This is a genomic window from Pseudomonas sp. BP6, from assembly GCF_017875935.1.
Taxonomy (GTDB): domain Bacteria; phylum Pseudomonadota; class Gammaproteobacteria; order Pseudomonadales; family Pseudomonadaceae; genus Aquipseudomonas; species Aquipseudomonas putida_Y.
Window position 1 is genome coordinate 3,688,037 of sequence record NZ_JAGINI010000001.1, and the last position, 16,172, is coordinate 3,704,208.

Annotated in this window: 10 protein-coding genes; 7 read left to right on the plus strand and 3 right to left on the minus strand. The window is 62.2% G+C overall.

Translation table 11 applies throughout. From position 1 onward, the window contains the following. The first annotated feature begins 356 nt into the window (after positions 1-356). On the plus strand, positions 357-611 hold the full coding sequence (locus J3A98_RS16740) for a DUF2790 domain-containing protein (protein ID WP_021783457.1): 255 nt from the start codon (positions 357-359) through the stop codon (positions 609-611). Between the two features lie 154 nt (positions 612-765). Here the strand turns inward: J3A98_RS16740 and J3A98_RS16745 are convergent, their stop codons facing one another. Continuing rightward, a complete protein-coding gene (locus tag J3A98_RS16745; protein WP_209967403.1) occupies positions 766-2,325 on the minus strand; it encodes a sigma-54-dependent transcriptional regulator in 1,560 nt (519 codons plus the stop codon). A 257-nt stretch (positions 2,326-2,582) separates the two neighbouring features. On the opposite strand from J3A98_RS16745, the gene phhA reads away from it, so the two are divergent. The 5 genes from phhA (at position 2,583) to J3A98_RS16765 (ending at position 9,730) form a co-directional block, all read left to right on the plus strand. After that, positions 2,583-3,371 carry a phenylalanine 4-monooxygenase gene (gene phhA / locus J3A98_RS16750; protein ID WP_003254528.1) on the plus strand — a complete coding sequence of 263 codons (789 nt, stop codon included), beginning with the start codon at positions 2,583-2,585 and terminating at the stop codon, positions 3,369-3,371. A gap of 39 nt (positions 3,372-3,410) precedes the next feature. Then, entirely contained in the window at positions 3,411-3,767 is a 357-nt protein-coding gene (locus J3A98_RS16755; protein ID WP_003254532.1) for a 4a-hydroxytetrahydrobiopterin dehydratase, read from the plus strand. Positions 3,768-3,953: 186 nt separating this feature from the next. Continuing rightward, positions 3,954-4,082 carry a hypothetical protein gene (locus J3A98_RS27100; RefSeq protein ID WP_003254533.1) on the plus strand — a complete coding sequence of 43 codons (129 nt, stop codon included), beginning with the start codon at positions 3,954-3,956 and terminating at the stop codon, positions 4,080-4,082. A 157-nt stretch (positions 4,083-4,239) separates the two neighbouring features. Then, a complete protein-coding gene (locus J3A98_RS16760; protein ID WP_209967405.1) occupies positions 4,240-8,439 on the plus strand; it encodes a deaminase domain-containing protein in 4,200 nt (1,399 codons plus the stop codon). A gap of 88 nt (positions 8,440-8,527) precedes the next feature. Further along, positions 8,528-9,730, plus strand: a complete 1,203-nt coding sequence (locus tag J3A98_RS16765; protein WP_176685222.1) for an MFS transporter — start codon at positions 8,528-8,530, stop codon at positions 9,728-9,730. Positions 9,731-9,862: 132 nt separating this feature from the next. Here the strand turns inward: J3A98_RS16765 and J3A98_RS16770 are convergent, their stop codons facing one another. Further along, the gene (locus tag J3A98_RS16770; RefSeq protein WP_209967407.1) at positions 9,863-12,883 is read right to left on the minus strand and encodes an FAD-binding and (Fe-S)-binding domain-containing protein; all 3,021 of its coding nucleotides are present in this window, start codon (positions 12,881-12,883) and stop codon (positions 9,863-9,865) included. A gap of 152 nt (positions 12,884-13,035) precedes the next feature. On the opposite strand from J3A98_RS16770, the gene J3A98_RS16775 reads away from it, so the two are divergent. Beyond that, positions 13,036-13,920, plus strand: a complete 885-nt coding sequence (locus J3A98_RS16775; RefSeq protein WP_176685220.1) for a LysR substrate-binding domain-containing protein — start codon at positions 13,036-13,038, stop codon at positions 13,918-13,920. Positions 13,921-14,593: 673 nt separating this feature from the next. Here the strand turns inward: J3A98_RS16775 and J3A98_RS16780 are convergent. After that, positions 14,594-15,652 (minus strand): IS110-like element ISPpu11 family transposase, encoded by a 1,059-nt coding sequence (locus J3A98_RS16780; RefSeq protein ID WP_209969883.1) that lies wholly within the window; start codon positions 15,650-15,652, stop codon positions 14,594-14,596. Positions 15,653-16,172 lie beyond the last annotated feature (520 nt).

The window sequence follows — 16,172 nt, forward strand, 5'->3', positions numbered from 1 at the left end:
TTTGTAACTGTACCAGAGCGACAAAAGCCATTCGACGTTGGTAGTAATTTGGTACACCCGTTCCGGCAAAGCGCTCTGGCGCGGGCATTACAGCCCTTCCTGAGAAAAACGAGGGGCTTTGGCACAGGATTGTTACAGATTCTGTCAAAACACTTTATCAAAACACCCACTGTTTCCGCATTGGCCACCGCCATAAAATTCATCTCGCCAGCAACGGCAAGGCGATTAACAACTGGTAACAGCCCCCACGAAGGCAAGCGTTAATCTCCCTCTAATCCTGATAGTTAAAACTCGCTGTACTCGCGGCGCCATAAGCGCCGCGTGCCCCCTCACGACCTTAGACAGGTAAATAGAAAATGAAAGCTTTACTGGTATTGGTACTTGGCAGTCTTTGCGGCGCGGCGATGGCCGGTGAAGCAAAAGATGCCGAGCAGATTCCGGTTGAACAGTACAGTTACTCGCAGCACCTGGACATCGCCCGCGTCATCTCCATGAGCGAAGTGCCCAACGTGTGCGAAGTCGTGCCAGCCCGCATGACCTATGAAGACTCCAAGGGCCAGAGACACATTCTCGAATACCGTGTGATGGGGAACGGCTGCTCTAACGGCTGACACCTTGTGAATTGGGGGCCCTGCGGGCCCCTTCGCGGGTGAGCCCGATCCTACGAGCACCACGCACACCATGAATGCGGCGCGGTACCTGTAGGAGCGGGTTCACCCGCGAAGCATTCACCACCCGATTAACAGGCTATTAACTTACAGCCATTTAATCAGTCGACTTGCCCAACGAATAATCCCTCAACTTGTTGGCTATCGTGGTATGCGAAACGCCCAGTCTTTTGCCCAAGGCCCGGCTACTGGAAAACTCTCCCATCAAACTTTCCAGCACCGCCTTTTCAAAACGCCCTACAATTTGCGAAAGGTCCCCTTCCAGCGAAAACTCGCCCAACGGTTGCCGCACGCCATAATCCGGCAAACGAATATGCTCGCTTTTAACCACGCCGCCGTCACATAACGAAACCGCCTGAAACAAAACGTTTTCCAACTGCCTTACATTACCCGGCCAGTGATACTGCCCAAGTTTGTCCATTGCCGCCGGCGCCAGGCGCGGCATGGCACAGCCAATCTGCCGACTGGCCTGATCAAGAAAATGCTGCACCAACCCCTCCAGGCCATCCATGCACTCGCGCAAAGGCGGAATGTGCAGCGACAGTACGTTGAGGCGGTGATACAGGTCCTGGCGAAACTCGCCACGGGCACACAACTCGGACAAGTCCACCTGGGTTGCACAAATCACCCGCACATCCAGGTAGACCTCTTCATCGCTACCTACCCGACGGAAGCAGCCGTCCTGCAAAAAGCGCAGCAGCTTTACCTGCAGGCGTGGGCTCATCTCCCCTACCCCGTCAAGAAACAACGTGCCGCCCGCAGTCAACTCCAGCAGCCCCAGCTTGCCTTCGGCGCGTGCCCCTTCAAATGCCCCAGGGCCGTAACCGAACAGTTCGGTCTCGGCCATCGATTCGGGCAACCCGGCGCAGTTGAGGGCCATCAGCGGCGACTGGCCACGCGGGCTGGCCAGGTGACAGGCACGCGCCAGCAACTCCTTGCCGGTACCGGTTTCGCCCTCGATCAGCAACGGTGCGTCCAGCGGCGCCATGCGCCGCGCCTCACGCACCACCGCAGCCATCACCCGCGAGCTCTGGAAGATGCTGTCGAAGCCGCGCAGCTCTTGCTTGCGCACATTGTAGATGCGCTCGCCGATCCGGTCGGCGCGGTGCAAGGTAAGCACCGCGCCGGCCAGCGCCTCGCTGTCATCGTGCTCGGACTGCAGCGGTGCGATATCGGCCAGGAACACATCACCTTTGACTTTGATGCGCAAGCCATTGATACGCGACTTGTTGGCCCGCACCAGCTCCGGTAGGTCGAAGTCTTCGACATAGCGCGCCAGCGGCATGCCCGGCACCTCATCAACCCGCACGCCAAGCAACTGCGCCGCTGCACGGTTGGCGGCAACGATGCTGCCGCCCATGTCGATCGAAAGCACCGGGAAGTCCAGCGCCCCCAGCAACGCATTCAGCTCCATGTGCCGGCGTTCGCTGGGCATCAGGCCCACACGCTTGACGCCGAACACCCCGGCAATCGCTTCGAACTTCGGCCGCAGGGCCTGAAATTGCAGGTTGATCAGGTTCGGGCAGTGCAGGTAGATGGCGTTGCCATGATCACCGCCGACCTCGCCGCGCAGCACGTTGATGCCGTACTCCACCAGCAGGTTGAGGATGTCGCGCAGGATGCCAATGCGGTTCTGGCAATGGACTTTGATACGCATGAGGGCTCTCGAAGCGCCGATGTTTTTCAACACCGCGCAGAAAAGTCGTAAAGATAAGCTGACAAAAACGGGGTTTCCACCAGCCATATACCTCGAATTTTCCGACACTTGCTGAGTTTTGTAAAATTATCGTTACGAAAACCCGCATCAGCACCCATCCCGGCCAAGGCCCGCCCCCGTGCAAAACCGCTGGTGAAGGGATATTCCTTTAGGCATGTCCTGCACATAACAAGAAAAGCCCTCACCAGGAGAGCCTCATGAAACAGACGCAATACGTGGCACGCGAGCCCGATGCGCATGGTTTTATCGATTACCCGCAGCAAGAGCATGCGGTGTGGAACACCCTGATCACCCGCCAGCTGAAAGTGATCGAAGGCCGTGCGTGCCAGGAATACCTGGACGGCATCGACCAGCTGAAGTTGCCGCATGACCGCATTCCGCAACTGGGCGAGATCAACAAGGTGCTGGGTGCCACCACCGGCTGGCAGGTTGCCCGGGTACCGGCGCTGATCCCCTTCCAGACCTTCTTCGAACTGCTGGCCAGCAAGCGCTTTCCGGTGGCCACCTTTATCCGCACCCCGGAAGAGCTGGACTACCTGCAAGAGCCGGATATCTTCCACGAGATCTTCGGCCACTGCCCGCTGCTGACCAATCCCTGGTTCGCCGAGTTCACCCACACCTACGGCAAGCTCGGCCTGGCCGCGACCAAGGAACAACGTGTGTACCTGGCGCGCTTGTACTGGATGACCATCGAGTTTGGCCTGATGGAAACCGCGCAAGGCCGCAAAATCTATGGTGGTGGCATCCTCTCGTCGCCGAAAGAGACCGTCTACAGTCTGTCTGACGAGCCTGAGCACCAGGCCTTCGACCCGATCGAGGCCATGCGTACGCCCTACCGCATCGACATTCTGCAACCGGTGTATTTCGTGCTGCCGAACATGAAGCGCCTGTTCGACCTGGCCCACGAAGACATCATGGGCATGGTCCATAAAGCCATGCAACTGGGTCTGCATGCACCGAAGTTTCCACCCAAGGTCGCTGCCTGAGCGACCTTGCCGATAACAACTCGAACCGGAAAACACCTCATGAATGCCTTGAACCAAGCCCATTGCGAAGCCTGCCGCGCCGATGCACCGAAAGTCACCGACGAAGAGCTGGCCGAGCTGATCCGCGAAATCCCGGACTGGAACATCGAAGTACGTGACGGCCACATGGAGCTGGAGCGCGTGTTCCTGTTCAAGAACTTCAAGCACGCCCTGGCGTTCACCAATGCCGTGGGCGAGATCGCCGAGGCCGAAGGCCACCACCCGGGGCTGCTGACTGAATGGGGCAAGGTCACCGTGACCTGGTGGAGCCACTCGATCAAAGGCCTGCACCGCAACGACTTCATCATGTGCGCACGCACTGACAAGGTGGCGGAAACGGCTGAAGGCCGAAAGTAATCACCAGAAAGGGGCCAGCGGCCCCTTTTTTCATGGGGCATATGTGCGTTGTTCGCCCGCAAAACCGACAAACGACCAGGAAAAAAACCAAACTGTCATCCAGACTTGTGTATCCTGCCCCAGCTTTTTGAAGCTCCAAACGCGCCTGGCGCAGACTTTTCACTCACACTTGCGAGGAACGACGAGATGCATGAAATCCCGAATCTTCCCTTCCCAAGCCTGAACCCAGAAGAGCCATCCGTGACCGTTCACGCCGAACCGGCAGCTGCCGCCGAGCAGGATGGTGACGATCAATCCAGCGCTGACCAGGAATAACTGCGCATCCCCGGCTGTGTGAAAACGGCTGACCTGCGGGCTACCCCCGTCATCACGTTTTCACACCGTCTAAAATCAACGTTGTAACAACCCACTACCCCCTACCCCGCCCCTACCCTACGCAGACTCGTGCCTCCAACCGCAAAGAGGCAGAGCCATGTCATCCATCACTGACGCCGCCGACCTACTCGCCCGGATAAACACCCTGGACGCCGAAAGCGTGCGCCTGCACAGCGACCTGTCCGGCCCAATGGACCTGGCCACATCGCTGCGCGAACATTTCAACCAGGCACTGGGCTTCACAGACCTGTTCCCCGTCGACCTGAGCGATCATGACCTGCGCCAGCAGCTGGCCGAAGCTTTCGCCCGTGAACCAGCGCATGAGCACTTCAACCGCATGCTGCGACGGCCCGCCGGCAGCAAAGTGCAGGCGAACCTGGTGGCGACCTTGCAGGCAAAACTGGCCCATATCGTGATCACGGCAACCGATGCCTCACTGATCGCCGAGTTGAGCGAAGGCCTGCCCTATCCATGGCCCTACGCCAGTTGCAGCCTTGCCCAGGCACTCTGGGCCCGCCGGGTGTGCCTGACCCAACGTGACTGCTTCGTAGCGGCCGCCTTGCTGCTCTACCCCAGCTTGCCAACTACCCCCCTGCCCCCACGATCGCCTTCCCGTCCACTGATGCTGGACAACTACCTGGAGCTCCCCACGCTGGCCAGACACCTGCTGAAGCCTCCAGCCGGCGTTCACCTTGCCGTACACCTGTTCAACACTCTCGGTGCCACCGTCTATGCACAAGGCAGGCGTTACCGCCCGCCCACTGCCCGCGAACGGGAGGCTGGCGTAACCCCTGATCAAAATGGAAAGGTGTTTTTCCCAGGCCCGGCATTGAATGCGCCAGCAGCTCAAGCGCTCGACGCCCTGTTGCATTCATCCATGTTCACCCGATGGGCCGGCGAACTGGCCGCCTCGGCAGAATGGGACGCCAGCTCCGATCACTTGGCCTTGGCCGAACAAACCTTGATCGATGTGTTGTACCCACCCGATGACCGCCAGCCGGGGCTGATCATGGCTTTCGATCTGTTCAGCCCGGGCAATGCCACGCTCCCCGTGGAGGAGATCCGCCTCGACCTGATCAACAGCGTGCAAATCCGCCTCGCCTGCACCCCGGCGATTGCGCAACTGGCCGGTGAACTGTTGATGCGCCGCTTCGCCCCCGAACTACTGCTCAGTGGCTACCCGGCCGATTTCAGCCTTGAGCCCGACCTGCGCTGGGCCAGCATCCGCCAGGGGGCCCTGATACTCAGCGCCCGCCAGCAACCGATGACCTTCGACAACGCAGAACAGGTCACGCGCCAGGCCCTGCAAGAGGATGACCCTGTTCCCGACGAAGCACTGCGCCAGACGCTGGCCGTGTGGGCACCCTTGCGCGGATCATTCGAACTCCCCCCGCCCTGGTCGCACCAGCAATGGCAATTGGCGTTGCACCGCTACCTGGCGGTCAGGGACGTTGAAAGCCTCAACGATCTCCCCGACCGCTTCGAGGAGGCGCGTCGTCAGTTGCTCCAGAGCCGGATAGCGCCAGAGTCGCGTAATGCTGACGGCCAAGAGCACCTGCTGATGTACCTCGACCATGGCGCAGGCTACCGAAACAACCCCCGCTTACCGAACGTGACCGCCTGGTATGAAGTGGCCTTCGGCGCTTGGGAACAGCGTGCCATCATCCTCTATCAAGGTATCCTGCACCGCTGTTTTAACCACCTGCCGGAAGACATCAAGGACCGCCTGCGTGACGGCCCCTGGACCGCCTACGCCGTTACCTGGCCGGTCTACGTGGGCCCCCATAACCGACCTGAGTACGGCTCCAGCCCCAGAGCGGACTGGCACATGCAGACGGCCACCCAGGGTTTCGTCGTACATGCCCCCGGCACCGAGGGCGATTGGCTTTACGAGCTGTTCCCCGAACGGCTGCACTGGCAAGCGCACGCCATTGCCCGCACGGCGCCGGCGGGCCTGGCCGAGCAATTGACGCTGCTCTACAGCGAATACAACCAATCGCAACTGCCGTGGCTTGCTGCTGACTTTCCCGCCTTGCGACAAGTGCTCAGCGCCCCCTCGCAAGATCGCCTCGACTCACTGGCCAGGCACTACGCCAGCGATATCGCCCTAGGCAACCGGGATGCCTTGCATGCACTGGGCAAAGGCGCTACCCCGCATGAACAATTCCTGGCCAGGCGTCAGTCCGTGAGCACTGGGCGCTACTTGCAACGGTTGTTTTCCAACCTGATACCAGGCTTGAGTTGCTTGAACCCAGAGGATGGCAGCGATGCACTGGCTTGCGTCCTGGACATCGCCGCGCTGAAAGGCGCGGCAGTCACGCTCGGTGGACGGGCCTTCAAACCATTGGCCAAGCTTCCCGGCGTACTGGGCCAAAGTGCCAGCATCGCACGCCTGAACGCCGCACGTGCCGCCCGACGCTGGAGCAGCATCCCCGTCACGCCAGACTTCAGCGAGCGCATTACCCCGCCCAAGCGCTGGCGCAGCGCGCCCGAACTGACGACGGTCGTTCCCGAATCCCGGGAGCTCATGGTGCAGCGAAGGGTACTGCCGGGCCAAACGCCCGATGCCCTGCTACTTGACCAGGTACCCGACAGCCATGGTCCGTTGCCACGGGAGCTGCCTGGGACCGCCACGCTCATACCCCGCGACAATGCCATGGTCGATGCAATCATTCACGGCGCCGCCTATCGCCTGCAAACGCCGAACACCTCGGGGCTGGTCCGTCGGGTTGCCCATGAGCCGCTACTCGGCCAGCCGCCCACCGTGGTGCCGCCGCCCTACCCCGGCGGCGAAGCGCAAATGGCCCTGAGCTTCTCGCCCTTGCCCAATGACGCGGGCACACCCGTGTTCGGACAACACGTCAGTCACGCCTTCCAAACCGTGCGGATCGAGCCGGTACCGATTCGTTACCGCCCGCAGCACACACGCTTCGACATCTGGGCGCAGGTCATGGTGCGCGAGGGCAAGGTCGTCGTGCACGCCCCTAATCACCCCAGGCAATTGAAAGCCTTGCCCGTCGGAGAAACCCAGTTACGCCTTGGCGTCATCTCGCCGCCCGTGTACCACAGGCGCATCGTGGTCGACCCATCGCCTGAACTACGCTTTGGCTTGCCTGCGGACATGCCGATCGAGCAAGTCAGGCAGATTACCGAGCACTGCCCTCCCGTGCGCCTGGGCGGGCTGGCGCGGACCATCCCCGACCGCCGTACCCTGCGCGGCGCATTGATCGACTGGCGCGGTGAGCAGTGGTTGATCGTCGAGGCCGATCTGGGGGTATTTTATGGCGCCCCCCATCAGCCCTGGGCGTGGCAGACAAAGCTGCTGGATGCCCCGGCAGTGCCAGCTTCGCTGCCACATCCACCCAGAGGGCTGCGTCGCAAGTTCGAGAGAATCACCGACCACGAGGCCATCGAGCGATACCTGGAAATCAGCGAAACCTACCGCATCGTCGCCGAGCGCCCCAACCTGCAGCGCGATGTCGATAACGTGACCAGATTGCTGCGCGACTGGATAGAACAAGGGCGAACATGGCAGCTCCGCCACCCCTCGCGATTCCTGCAGTTCATCGAAGCCATGGAGTCGCGCCTGCTCCCGGATTACGCGCGCAACATCCTCACGCAGAGCGCGGCCCAGGACGCTTTGGCGGGCCCCGCCAGTCGCGGCATCGCAGCGTTGAACCGGGAGATAATCCCGATCTGGAGGCAGTTCCACAGCACCAGCGCCGCAGACCGCCAACACATCCTTGGCGTACTGGACGATCTGCTACCTGCGCGCGGCGCCACTACCCCTTACACACCGGCAGCAGGTGCGCAGTCGCTCGACGACAACGCGATGGCCGCCCTGCGTCAGCACCTCTACCCAGTCAACCTGGCCTTTGCCAGCGTCACGCTGAAGGACCATAGCCGCGTGGTGTTCTTCGCCCTGTCAGGCAGCCCTGGCCGACGCGCATTGCATATCATCCCGACGCCCCGCCTCACACCGGCTGTGGACTACGTCGATGCACGTCAGGTTAACCAGTTTTTCCCGCCAGACCCGCGGTTTACCGAGCTGCCCACCCTGCGGCGCGCAGATTTCCTGTGGACGCGCGTCCATAAGCGACATCTCGATGCCGAACGGCACATCGCCAGCGCGCTGAACCGCAGGCTGCTTCACCGCCACACGGAGGTCGAGCGTATCGAAGTCTTCACACTGCTCGACTCTTGTCGCTCCTGTGGTGGCTTCGTCCTGCCGCGCTTGCGGCTGGATTACCCGCAAGCCGAGTTCAGTGTGACCTGGATGCTCGATTACACCAACTGATTACAGGCTGACAGCTTCGCCCGCAAACACCCTTGCTGTGGTTAAGATGGCGGCACACCGCCATCCTTACCGCAGCAACGGATCCCCAATGCCAGTTCGCAGTCCCACGTCCCTTGCCGTCACTGGGCAAGTCGTCTCCATCGTCCTGTTCACCTTCATCGGCTACCTGAACATCGGCATCCCACTGGCCGTGTTGCCCGGCTATGTGCACAACGACCTGGGGTTCAGTGCCGTGGTCGCCGGCCTGGTGATCAGCGTGCAGTACCTGGCCACCCTGCTCAGTCGCCCTGGCGCCAGCCGCATCATCGACAACCACGGCAGCAAGAAGGCGGTCATGTATGGCCTGGCCGGCTGCGGGCTCAGCGGGGTATTCATGCTGGCCTGCGCCTTCCTCACCCACCTGCCTTGGCTGAGCCTGACCTGCCTGCTGGTCGGCCGCCTGGTGTTGGGTAGCGCCGAAAGCCTGGTGGGCTCTGGCGCGATCGGCTGGGGCATTGGCCGGGTGGGTGCCGCGAACACGGCCAAGGTCATCTCCTGGAACGGCATCGCCAGCTATGGTGCGCTGGCCATCGGCGCCCCGCTGGGCGTGCTGATGGTCAAGGGCCTCGGGCTGTGGAGCATGGGTGTGAGCATCATCCTGCTGTGCGTACTCGGTATGCTGCTGGCCTGGCCCAAGCAAGCCGCCCCCATCGTCAGCGGTGTACGCCTGCCGTTCCTGCGGGTGCTGGGCAAGGTATTCCCGCATGGCTCGGGGCTTGCTCTGGGCTCGATCGGCTTTGGCACCATCGCCACCTTCATCACCCTGTACTACGCAAGCCGTGGCTGGGCCAATGCGGCGCTGACCCTGAGCCTGTTCGGCGCCAGTTTCATCAGCGCACGGCTGCTCTTTGGCAACCTGATCAACCGCATCGGTGGTTTCAGGGTGGCGATCGCCTGCCTGTCGGTGGAAACGCTCGGGCTGTTGATGCTGTGGCTGGCACCCAACGCCGAACTGGCCTTGGCGGGGGCTGCACTGAGCGGGTTTGGTTTCTCCCTGGTGTTTCCGGCATTGGGCGTGGAGGCCGTGAACCAAGTGTCGGCGGCTAACCGCGGGGCCGCAGTGGGGGCGTATTCGCTGTTCATCGACTTGTCACTGGGGGTGACCGGGCCATTGGTCGGTGCGGTGGCGGCGGGGTTCGGCTTTGCTTCGATGTTTCTGTTCGCGGCGGCTGCGGCAGCGTGCGGATTGGTGTTGAGCTTCTATTTGTACCGCCAGGCGCGCCGTGGCAGGGACCGTACAACAGAAGCCTGAAAGCCGCTGCCGGCCTCTTCGCGGGCAACCCCGCCCCTTCAAGGTTGACGCGCCAGCCTGGCGTGCACGATCCCCCGTAGGAGCGGGTTCACCCGCGAAGGGCTGCAAAGCAGCCCCCAAAGGCCCAGAACCTTAGCGCTGAGCGTACTGCAACACCACCTCAAGCGGGTGACGCATCTTCCGCTCGGTCATGCGCTTGACCTGGCTACGGCACGAATAACCGGTCGCCAGCGGCTCCCCTTCCTTGTCCAGCTTGGTCGCCCAGCTCTGCTCGAATATGACCCGAGACGTTTCCTGGTTGCGGGCTTCGTGCCCATAGGTACCGGACATACCGCAGCAACCGGTGGCCTCGGTCACCAGCTTCAGCCCCAGACGGGCGAACACCTGCTCCCACTGCCGGGTGCTGGCCGGCACGTTGGTCTTCTCGGTGCAGTGCGCCATCAGGCGGAAACTACCCGGTGCGGTCGGCGCCTGCTCGGGCAGCACATCCATCAGCCATTCCTGCGGCAGCAGCACCTTCGGGCAACCCTCCAGGCCTGGCACTTTCTGATACTCCTGGCGATACACCAGCGTCATCGCCGGGTCCAGCCCCACCAGCGGCACACCGCAATCGGCCAGGGCCTTGAGCTGCGTGGCGTTGCGGATCGCCGCCTTGGCGAACGCACCAAGGAAACCCTGTACGTGCAACGGCTTGCCGTTGGCGCTGTACGGTGCCAGGAATACCCGGTGGCCCAGGCGGTGGGCCAGGTCGATGAAGGCCGACAGCAGCGGCGTTTCGAAGTAGCGGGTGAAGGCGTCCTGCACCAGCACGATGCTGCGCTCGCGCTGGGCCGGGGTCAGCTCGCGCAGGGCCGGCACCGAGGCCACGCCGACGCGGCAACGGGCCAGGGTAGCCTGGAAGTTGAAGCGGCTGATCAGCGGGCTGTCGACCATGCCCACCTTGTCGGCCAGCAGCTGGCTCACCCACTTCGAGCCCATCACTGCGTTGTACAGCCCCGGCGCGTGCGCCAGGTAGGGGATGGTGAACTCGAGCGAGCCGATCAGGTAGTCACGCAGCGGGCGCTGGTAGCGACCGTGGTACAGCTCGAGGAAGCGCGAGCGGAAGTCCGGCACATTGACCTTGATCGGGCACTGCCCGGCGCACGACTTGCACGCCAGGCAGCCGGCCATGGCGTCGTACACTTCATGGGAGAAGTCTTCCTGGCCCTGGTTGCGCGCGCGGTTGTTGCGCAGACGCGCCGGCAGGCCCTTGAGCCACGACACCTTGTTGCGCGCCGCAGCCAGCACATCAATGTTCGCCTCGCCCTGCAGGCGCAGCCACTCGCGCATTAGCGAGGCGCGGCCCTTGGGCGAATGCTGGCGTTCGCGGGTAGCCTTCCACGACGGGCACATGGCGTCGTTGGGGTCATAGTTGTAACAGGCGCCATTGCCGTTGCAGTGCACGGCGCTGGGGAAGTCCTGCCATACGCGCTCGTCAATGGTACGGTCAAGGTCGCCGCGCAATGTCACGCCATCGACCGGGGTCAGGCTCTCGGCGCTGTCCGGCGGCGTGCAGATCTTGCCCGGGTTGAGCTGGTTGTGCGGGTCAAAGGCGCCCTTCAGGCGCTGCAATGCCGGGTACAGCTCGCCGAAGTACTCGGGCACGTATTCCGAGCGCAGGCCCTTACCGTGCTCACCCCACAACAGGCCGCCATAACGCTTGGTCAGCGCGGCAACGGCGTCGGAAATCGGCTTGACCAGCGCAGCCTGCGCCGGGTCTTTCATGTCCAGTGCCGGGCGCACGTGCAGCACGCCGGCATCGACGTGGCCAAACATGCCGTAGGCCAGGCCGTAGCCATCGAGCAATGCGCGGAAGTCGGCAATATAGTCGGCCAACTGCTCTGGTGGTACTGCGGTGTCTTCCACGAACGGCTGCGGGCGCACTTCGCCTTCGACGTTGCCCAGCAGGCCCACCGAACGCTTGCGCATGGTATAGACGCGGGTGACTGCCTCGGCGCCTTCGGCCAAGGTGTGGCCCAGGCGCTCGACGCAGGTGTCGCTTTGCAGGTGCTGGATGAACGCCTGCACCTTGGCGTTGACCTCGGCCGGTTCGTCGCCGCAGAACTCCACCAGGTTGATGCCCAGCGTAGGGCGCTCGGGGTCCGCCGGGAAGTACTCGGCAACGCTGTGCCAGACGATGTCTTTCATCGCCAGCATCAGCACCTTGGAGTCGACCGTCTCGATCGACAGCGGCTTGTGCGCCATCAGCGCGTTGGCATCACGCAGCGCATCCATGAAGCTGGTGTAGCGTACGTTGACCAGCACCGCATACTTGGGAATCGGCAGCACGTTGAGTTTGGCTTCGACCACGTAGCCCAGCGAGCCCTCGGCGCCGCACAGCACGCTGTTGAGGTTGAAGCGGCCCTGCTCGTCGCGCAGGTGCGCCAGGTCGTAGCCGGTCAGGCAACGGTTGAGCTTGGGGAAGGTGGTTTCAATCAGTTCGGCCTGGGTTTCCTGAATTTCCCGGGCCATGCGGTACACCTCGCCGACCCGGCCCGGCGCGGCGCAGGCCTGTTCCAGCGTAGCATCGCCGATCGGCAGGCTATGCAGGCGCTCGCCACCGAGCAGCACGCTGTGCAGCTCCAGCACGTGGTCGCGGGTTTTACCGTAGGTGCAGCTGCCCTGGCCACTGGCATCCGTGTTGATCATGCCGCCGACCGTGGCGCGGTTGGAGGTGGACAGCTCAGGGGCGAAGAACAGCCCGTGCGGCTTGAGCGCAGCATTGAGCTGGTCCTTGACCGTACCGGCCTGTACCCGCACCCAGCGCTCTTCCACGTTGATTTCGAGAATGTTGTTCATGTGTCGCGACAGGTCGACGACGATACCGTCGGTCAGCGACTGGCCGTTGGTGCCGGTGCCACCACCGCGCGGGGTCAGCTTGACCTGCTGGAAGCGCGGCTCGCCCATCAGCGTGGCGACCCGCGCCACATCGTCGGCATCCAGCGGGAACACCGCCGCCTGCGGCAAACGCTGGTAGATCGAGTTGTCGGTGGCCAGTACCGTGCGGGTTGCGTAGTCGGCACTGATCTGGCCACGGAAGCCGCTGTTGCGCAGGGCTTCGAGGAATTCGGGGTAATTGGCGCTCGGTGCAACGGTGGACAGCTGGGCGATCATCGAAGGATGGCCTCTTGATATTGGCTAGATCACGGGATACCTGTCGCTCCAGCATGGGTTCAGGCATGCAGGGATGACGTATAGGCCAATGTTCCTGTAGTTTCGCGTCAGGGGCAAACGGATAATCCTGCCGCTATCAATGACTTTTATGAATGAATTACCGCCACCTGACCCCATCCATGTCACTGCTGCTGGCTTTCGAGGCCGCCGCCCGGCATGAAAGCTACACCCGCGCCGCCGCCGAACTGTCGCTGACCCAAAGCGCGGTCAGCCGCCAGGTACAGGCCCTGGAGCAGCAGTTGGGCCTGACCCTGTTCCGTCGCGAGGGGCGCCAGGTGCAGCTGACCGATGTCGGCCGCCTGTACCAACGCGAGCTCAGCGAGGCACTGGGGCGCATCCGCAGCGCTACCTTGCAGGCACTGGCCTATCAATCGGGGGTGGGCACCTTGCGCCTGGCTACCCTGCCAACATTCGGCTCGAAATGGCTGTTGCCGAGGCTGCATGCGTTCTACAGCGCTCACCCGGGCATGCTGGTGCACATTCATTCACGCATTGAAACCATCAACTTCGACACCAGCGAAATCGATGCCGCCATCGGCGTGGCCAGCCACGACTTGCCGGGGCTTGTCTGCCATCGCCTGCATGCCGAGGAACTGGTGGTGATCTTGCCGCCGGAAGCCGGTGCCGACAGCCAGGGCTGGAGCCCGGCCAGGATCAGCGAAGAGGTGCTGCTGAATGTGGCCAACAACCCGCATGCGTGGGGCGAGTGGTTTACCCATCATGGCCTGCCGCATCGGGCGATGCGGCTGGGGCCTAGCTTCGAGCTGACCTCGCACCTGATCCAGGCGGTACGTGCCGGGATCGGAATCGGGCTGGTGCCGCGCATATTGGTGGAGGAGGAACTGGCCAAGGGGGAGCTGTACAGCCCGGGTGTGGCGTTTGCCAGCCAGCGCAGTTATTACCTGATCTACCCGCCAAGGAATGAGGCGCTGCCATCGTTGCGGGCATTCAGAGGGTGGTTGCTGGAGCAGATCTGATTTTTGGCGGGGTCACCTGATCTGAGGGCAACGCTGTACCTGTAGGAGCGGGTTTACCCGCGAAAGGGCCGGGCCTGCTGGCCAATCTCCACCTGCCGCTCACCGTTGCCGCCGCTACCGTATTCGCGGGTAAACCCGCTCCTACAAGGGTTACGCAAGCCTCAGGTATACCAGGTCGTTGCAGGAGCGGGTTTACCCGCGAAAGGGCCGGGCCTGCTGGCCAGTCTCCACCTGCCGCTCACCGTTGCCGCCACCACCGTATTCGCGGGTAAACCCGCTCCTACAAGGGTTACGCAAGCCTCAGGCATACCAGGTCGTCGTAGGAGCGGGTTCACCCGCGAAAGGGCCGGGCCTGCTGGCCAATCTCCACCCGCCGCTCACCGTTGCCGCCGCTACCGTATTCGCGGGTAAACCCGCTCCTATGTATGGACTCGCCCACACTGTCTAGCTGCTTTTTGAACATAGGAACCCGGTTGCATCTATGTATCAGGCCTATTCGAGGAAGCTTTTTGCTTCTGGCCAACATCGTGGTGAGCTCGCAGTGTGCCGTTTACATTGAGGCCACTATCAGCCTGTAGGAGCGGAGGCATCGGTCTGCGACGGTCTTACCTAGGGTCAATGTTCACTAGCAGGGGTTGGAGCGCCTAGCGCCCCGGTGGCATTACCCGGTTGGTCAGAGGCTCATAGCCGCCTCCGGTTTTTCGTTCGGTTTGCGTTGGTAAACCTGATCGCTCTGTAACAGGGCCCAGATAATCCGCAGATTTCGATTAGCCAGCCTGATCGCCGCCTCCTTGCGCCCAAGGCGGGATAGCCAGCGCAAGAGGCGGCGATCATCTGGCTGATCGGAATCAGGCCTTAACTGACTCAAGACGGCATGCGCGCCCTGGATCATCAGGCTGCGTATGTAGCCGTCACCGCGCTTGCTCATCTTGCCCAATCTGATTTTGTTTCCGCTGCTGTGCTGATCGGGCACGATACCGAAGAAGGCGGCATACATTCGGCCACTGGCGAAGCGGCTGGGTTCGGTCTGTTTCGCCACGATCGCCGTGGCAATGATAGGGCCGACGCCGCGAATGGTGATCAGTCGCTGAGCGACTTTATCCTCTTGGGCAGTCGCTTCGAGCCGTCGGCTCAGCACCGTTATGCGTTCACCTAGAGACAACCAGTCCATCAGCAACTCATCGAGCAACTCGCGCAACAGGTCGGGCAGAGGCAAGGAAGCATCCTCAAGCGCCTGAGGCACATGCTTATTGATCGCGGCATCACCCTGGGGCATGGATACGCCATGCTCAAGTAGCAAACCACGGATCTGATTACCCAGCGCGGTATGTCGCTTGATGTTACCGCGCCGGATACGGTGCAGCGCTTGAATAGCCAGTGCTGTGGTGCTCTTGATCGGTATCGAAGCGATGCTCGTATCGCGACCGGCACGCAAAATGGCATAGCAGTCGTTACGATCGTTCTTTGCACCGCTGCGATGTTCGGCGACACGTTGCGCCGGCAGGATGCGAACCGGATTACCTTTGGCCTGCAGCAGTCTGGCCCAGGCTTGTGCACCTGGACCGCACTCCATCAAGACGGCCACGGTAGTTGGCAGCCTGAGCAGGAAATCATGGAACGCTTGGCGGGATTTGATGCGATCTTCGTAGATCACCCGCCCAGTAGCGTCCTCGCCTGCTAATTGGAAGACCTGTTTGGCCAGGTCTACGCAGATGGTTGTGCAAAGCTCCACATCAGTGGAAGACAGGGAATCGTGTTTCGAACTATGCTTTTTCATGGTCTCGCCCTCGCTGCCGTTGGCTTCTTCGAACACCACCGTGGCACTGTGATGCCTCGGCGGGGGCGAGTCCATCGATTACAAGGGTTACGCAAGCCTCAGGCATACCAGGTCGTTGTAGGAGCGGGTTCACCCGCGAAAGGGCCGGGCCTGCTGGCCAGTCTCCACCTGCCGCTCACCGTTGCCGCCACCACCGTATTCGCGGGTAAACCCGCTCCTACAAGGGTTACGCAAGCCTCAGGCATACCAGGTCGTTGCAGGAGCGGGTTCACCCGCGAAAGGGCCGGGCCTGCTGGCCAATCTCCACCCGCCGCTCACCGTTGCCGCCGCTACCGTATTCGCGGGTAAACCCGCTCCTACAAGGGTTACGCAAGCCTCAGGCATACCAGGTCGTTGTAGGAGCGGGTTCACCCGCGAAAGGGCCGGGCCTGCTGGCCAATCTCCACCCGCCGCTCACCGTTGCCGCCGCTACCGT

Excerpts from the sequence above, each read along its gene's own strand:
- J3A98_RS16740 (WP_021783457.1), top strand. The coding sequence starts at position 357 with ATGAAAGCTTTACTGGTATTGGTACTTGGCAGTCTTTGCGGCGCGGCG.
- J3A98_RS16745 (WP_209967403.1), bottom strand. The coding sequence starts at position 2,325 with ATGCGTATCAAAGTCCATTGCCAGAACCGCATTGGCATCCTGCGCGAC.
- phhA (WP_003254528.1), top strand. The coding sequence starts at position 2,583 with ATGAAACAGACGCAATACGTGGCACGCGAGCCCGATGCGCATGGTTTT.
- J3A98_RS16755 (WP_003254532.1), top strand. The coding sequence starts at position 3,411 with ATGAATGCCTTGAACCAAGCCCATTGCGAAGCCTGCCGCGCCGATGCA.
- J3A98_RS27100 (WP_003254533.1), top strand. The coding sequence starts at position 3,954 with ATGCATGAAATCCCGAATCTTCCCTTCCCAAGCCTGAACCCAGAAGAG.
- J3A98_RS16760 (WP_209967405.1), top strand. The coding sequence starts at position 4,240 with ATGTCATCCATCACTGACGCCGCCGACCTACTCGCCCGGATAAACACC.
- J3A98_RS16765 (WP_176685222.1), top strand. The coding sequence starts at position 8,528 with ATGCCAGTTCGCAGTCCCACGTCCCTTGCCGTCACTGGGCAAGTCGTC.
- J3A98_RS16770 (WP_209967407.1), bottom strand. The coding sequence starts at position 12,883 with ATGATCGCCCAGCTGTCCACCGTTGCACCGAGCGCCAATTACCCCGAA.
- J3A98_RS16775 (WP_176685220.1), top strand. The coding sequence starts at position 13,036 with ATGAATTACCGCCACCTGACCCCATCCATGTCACTGCTGCTGGCTTTC.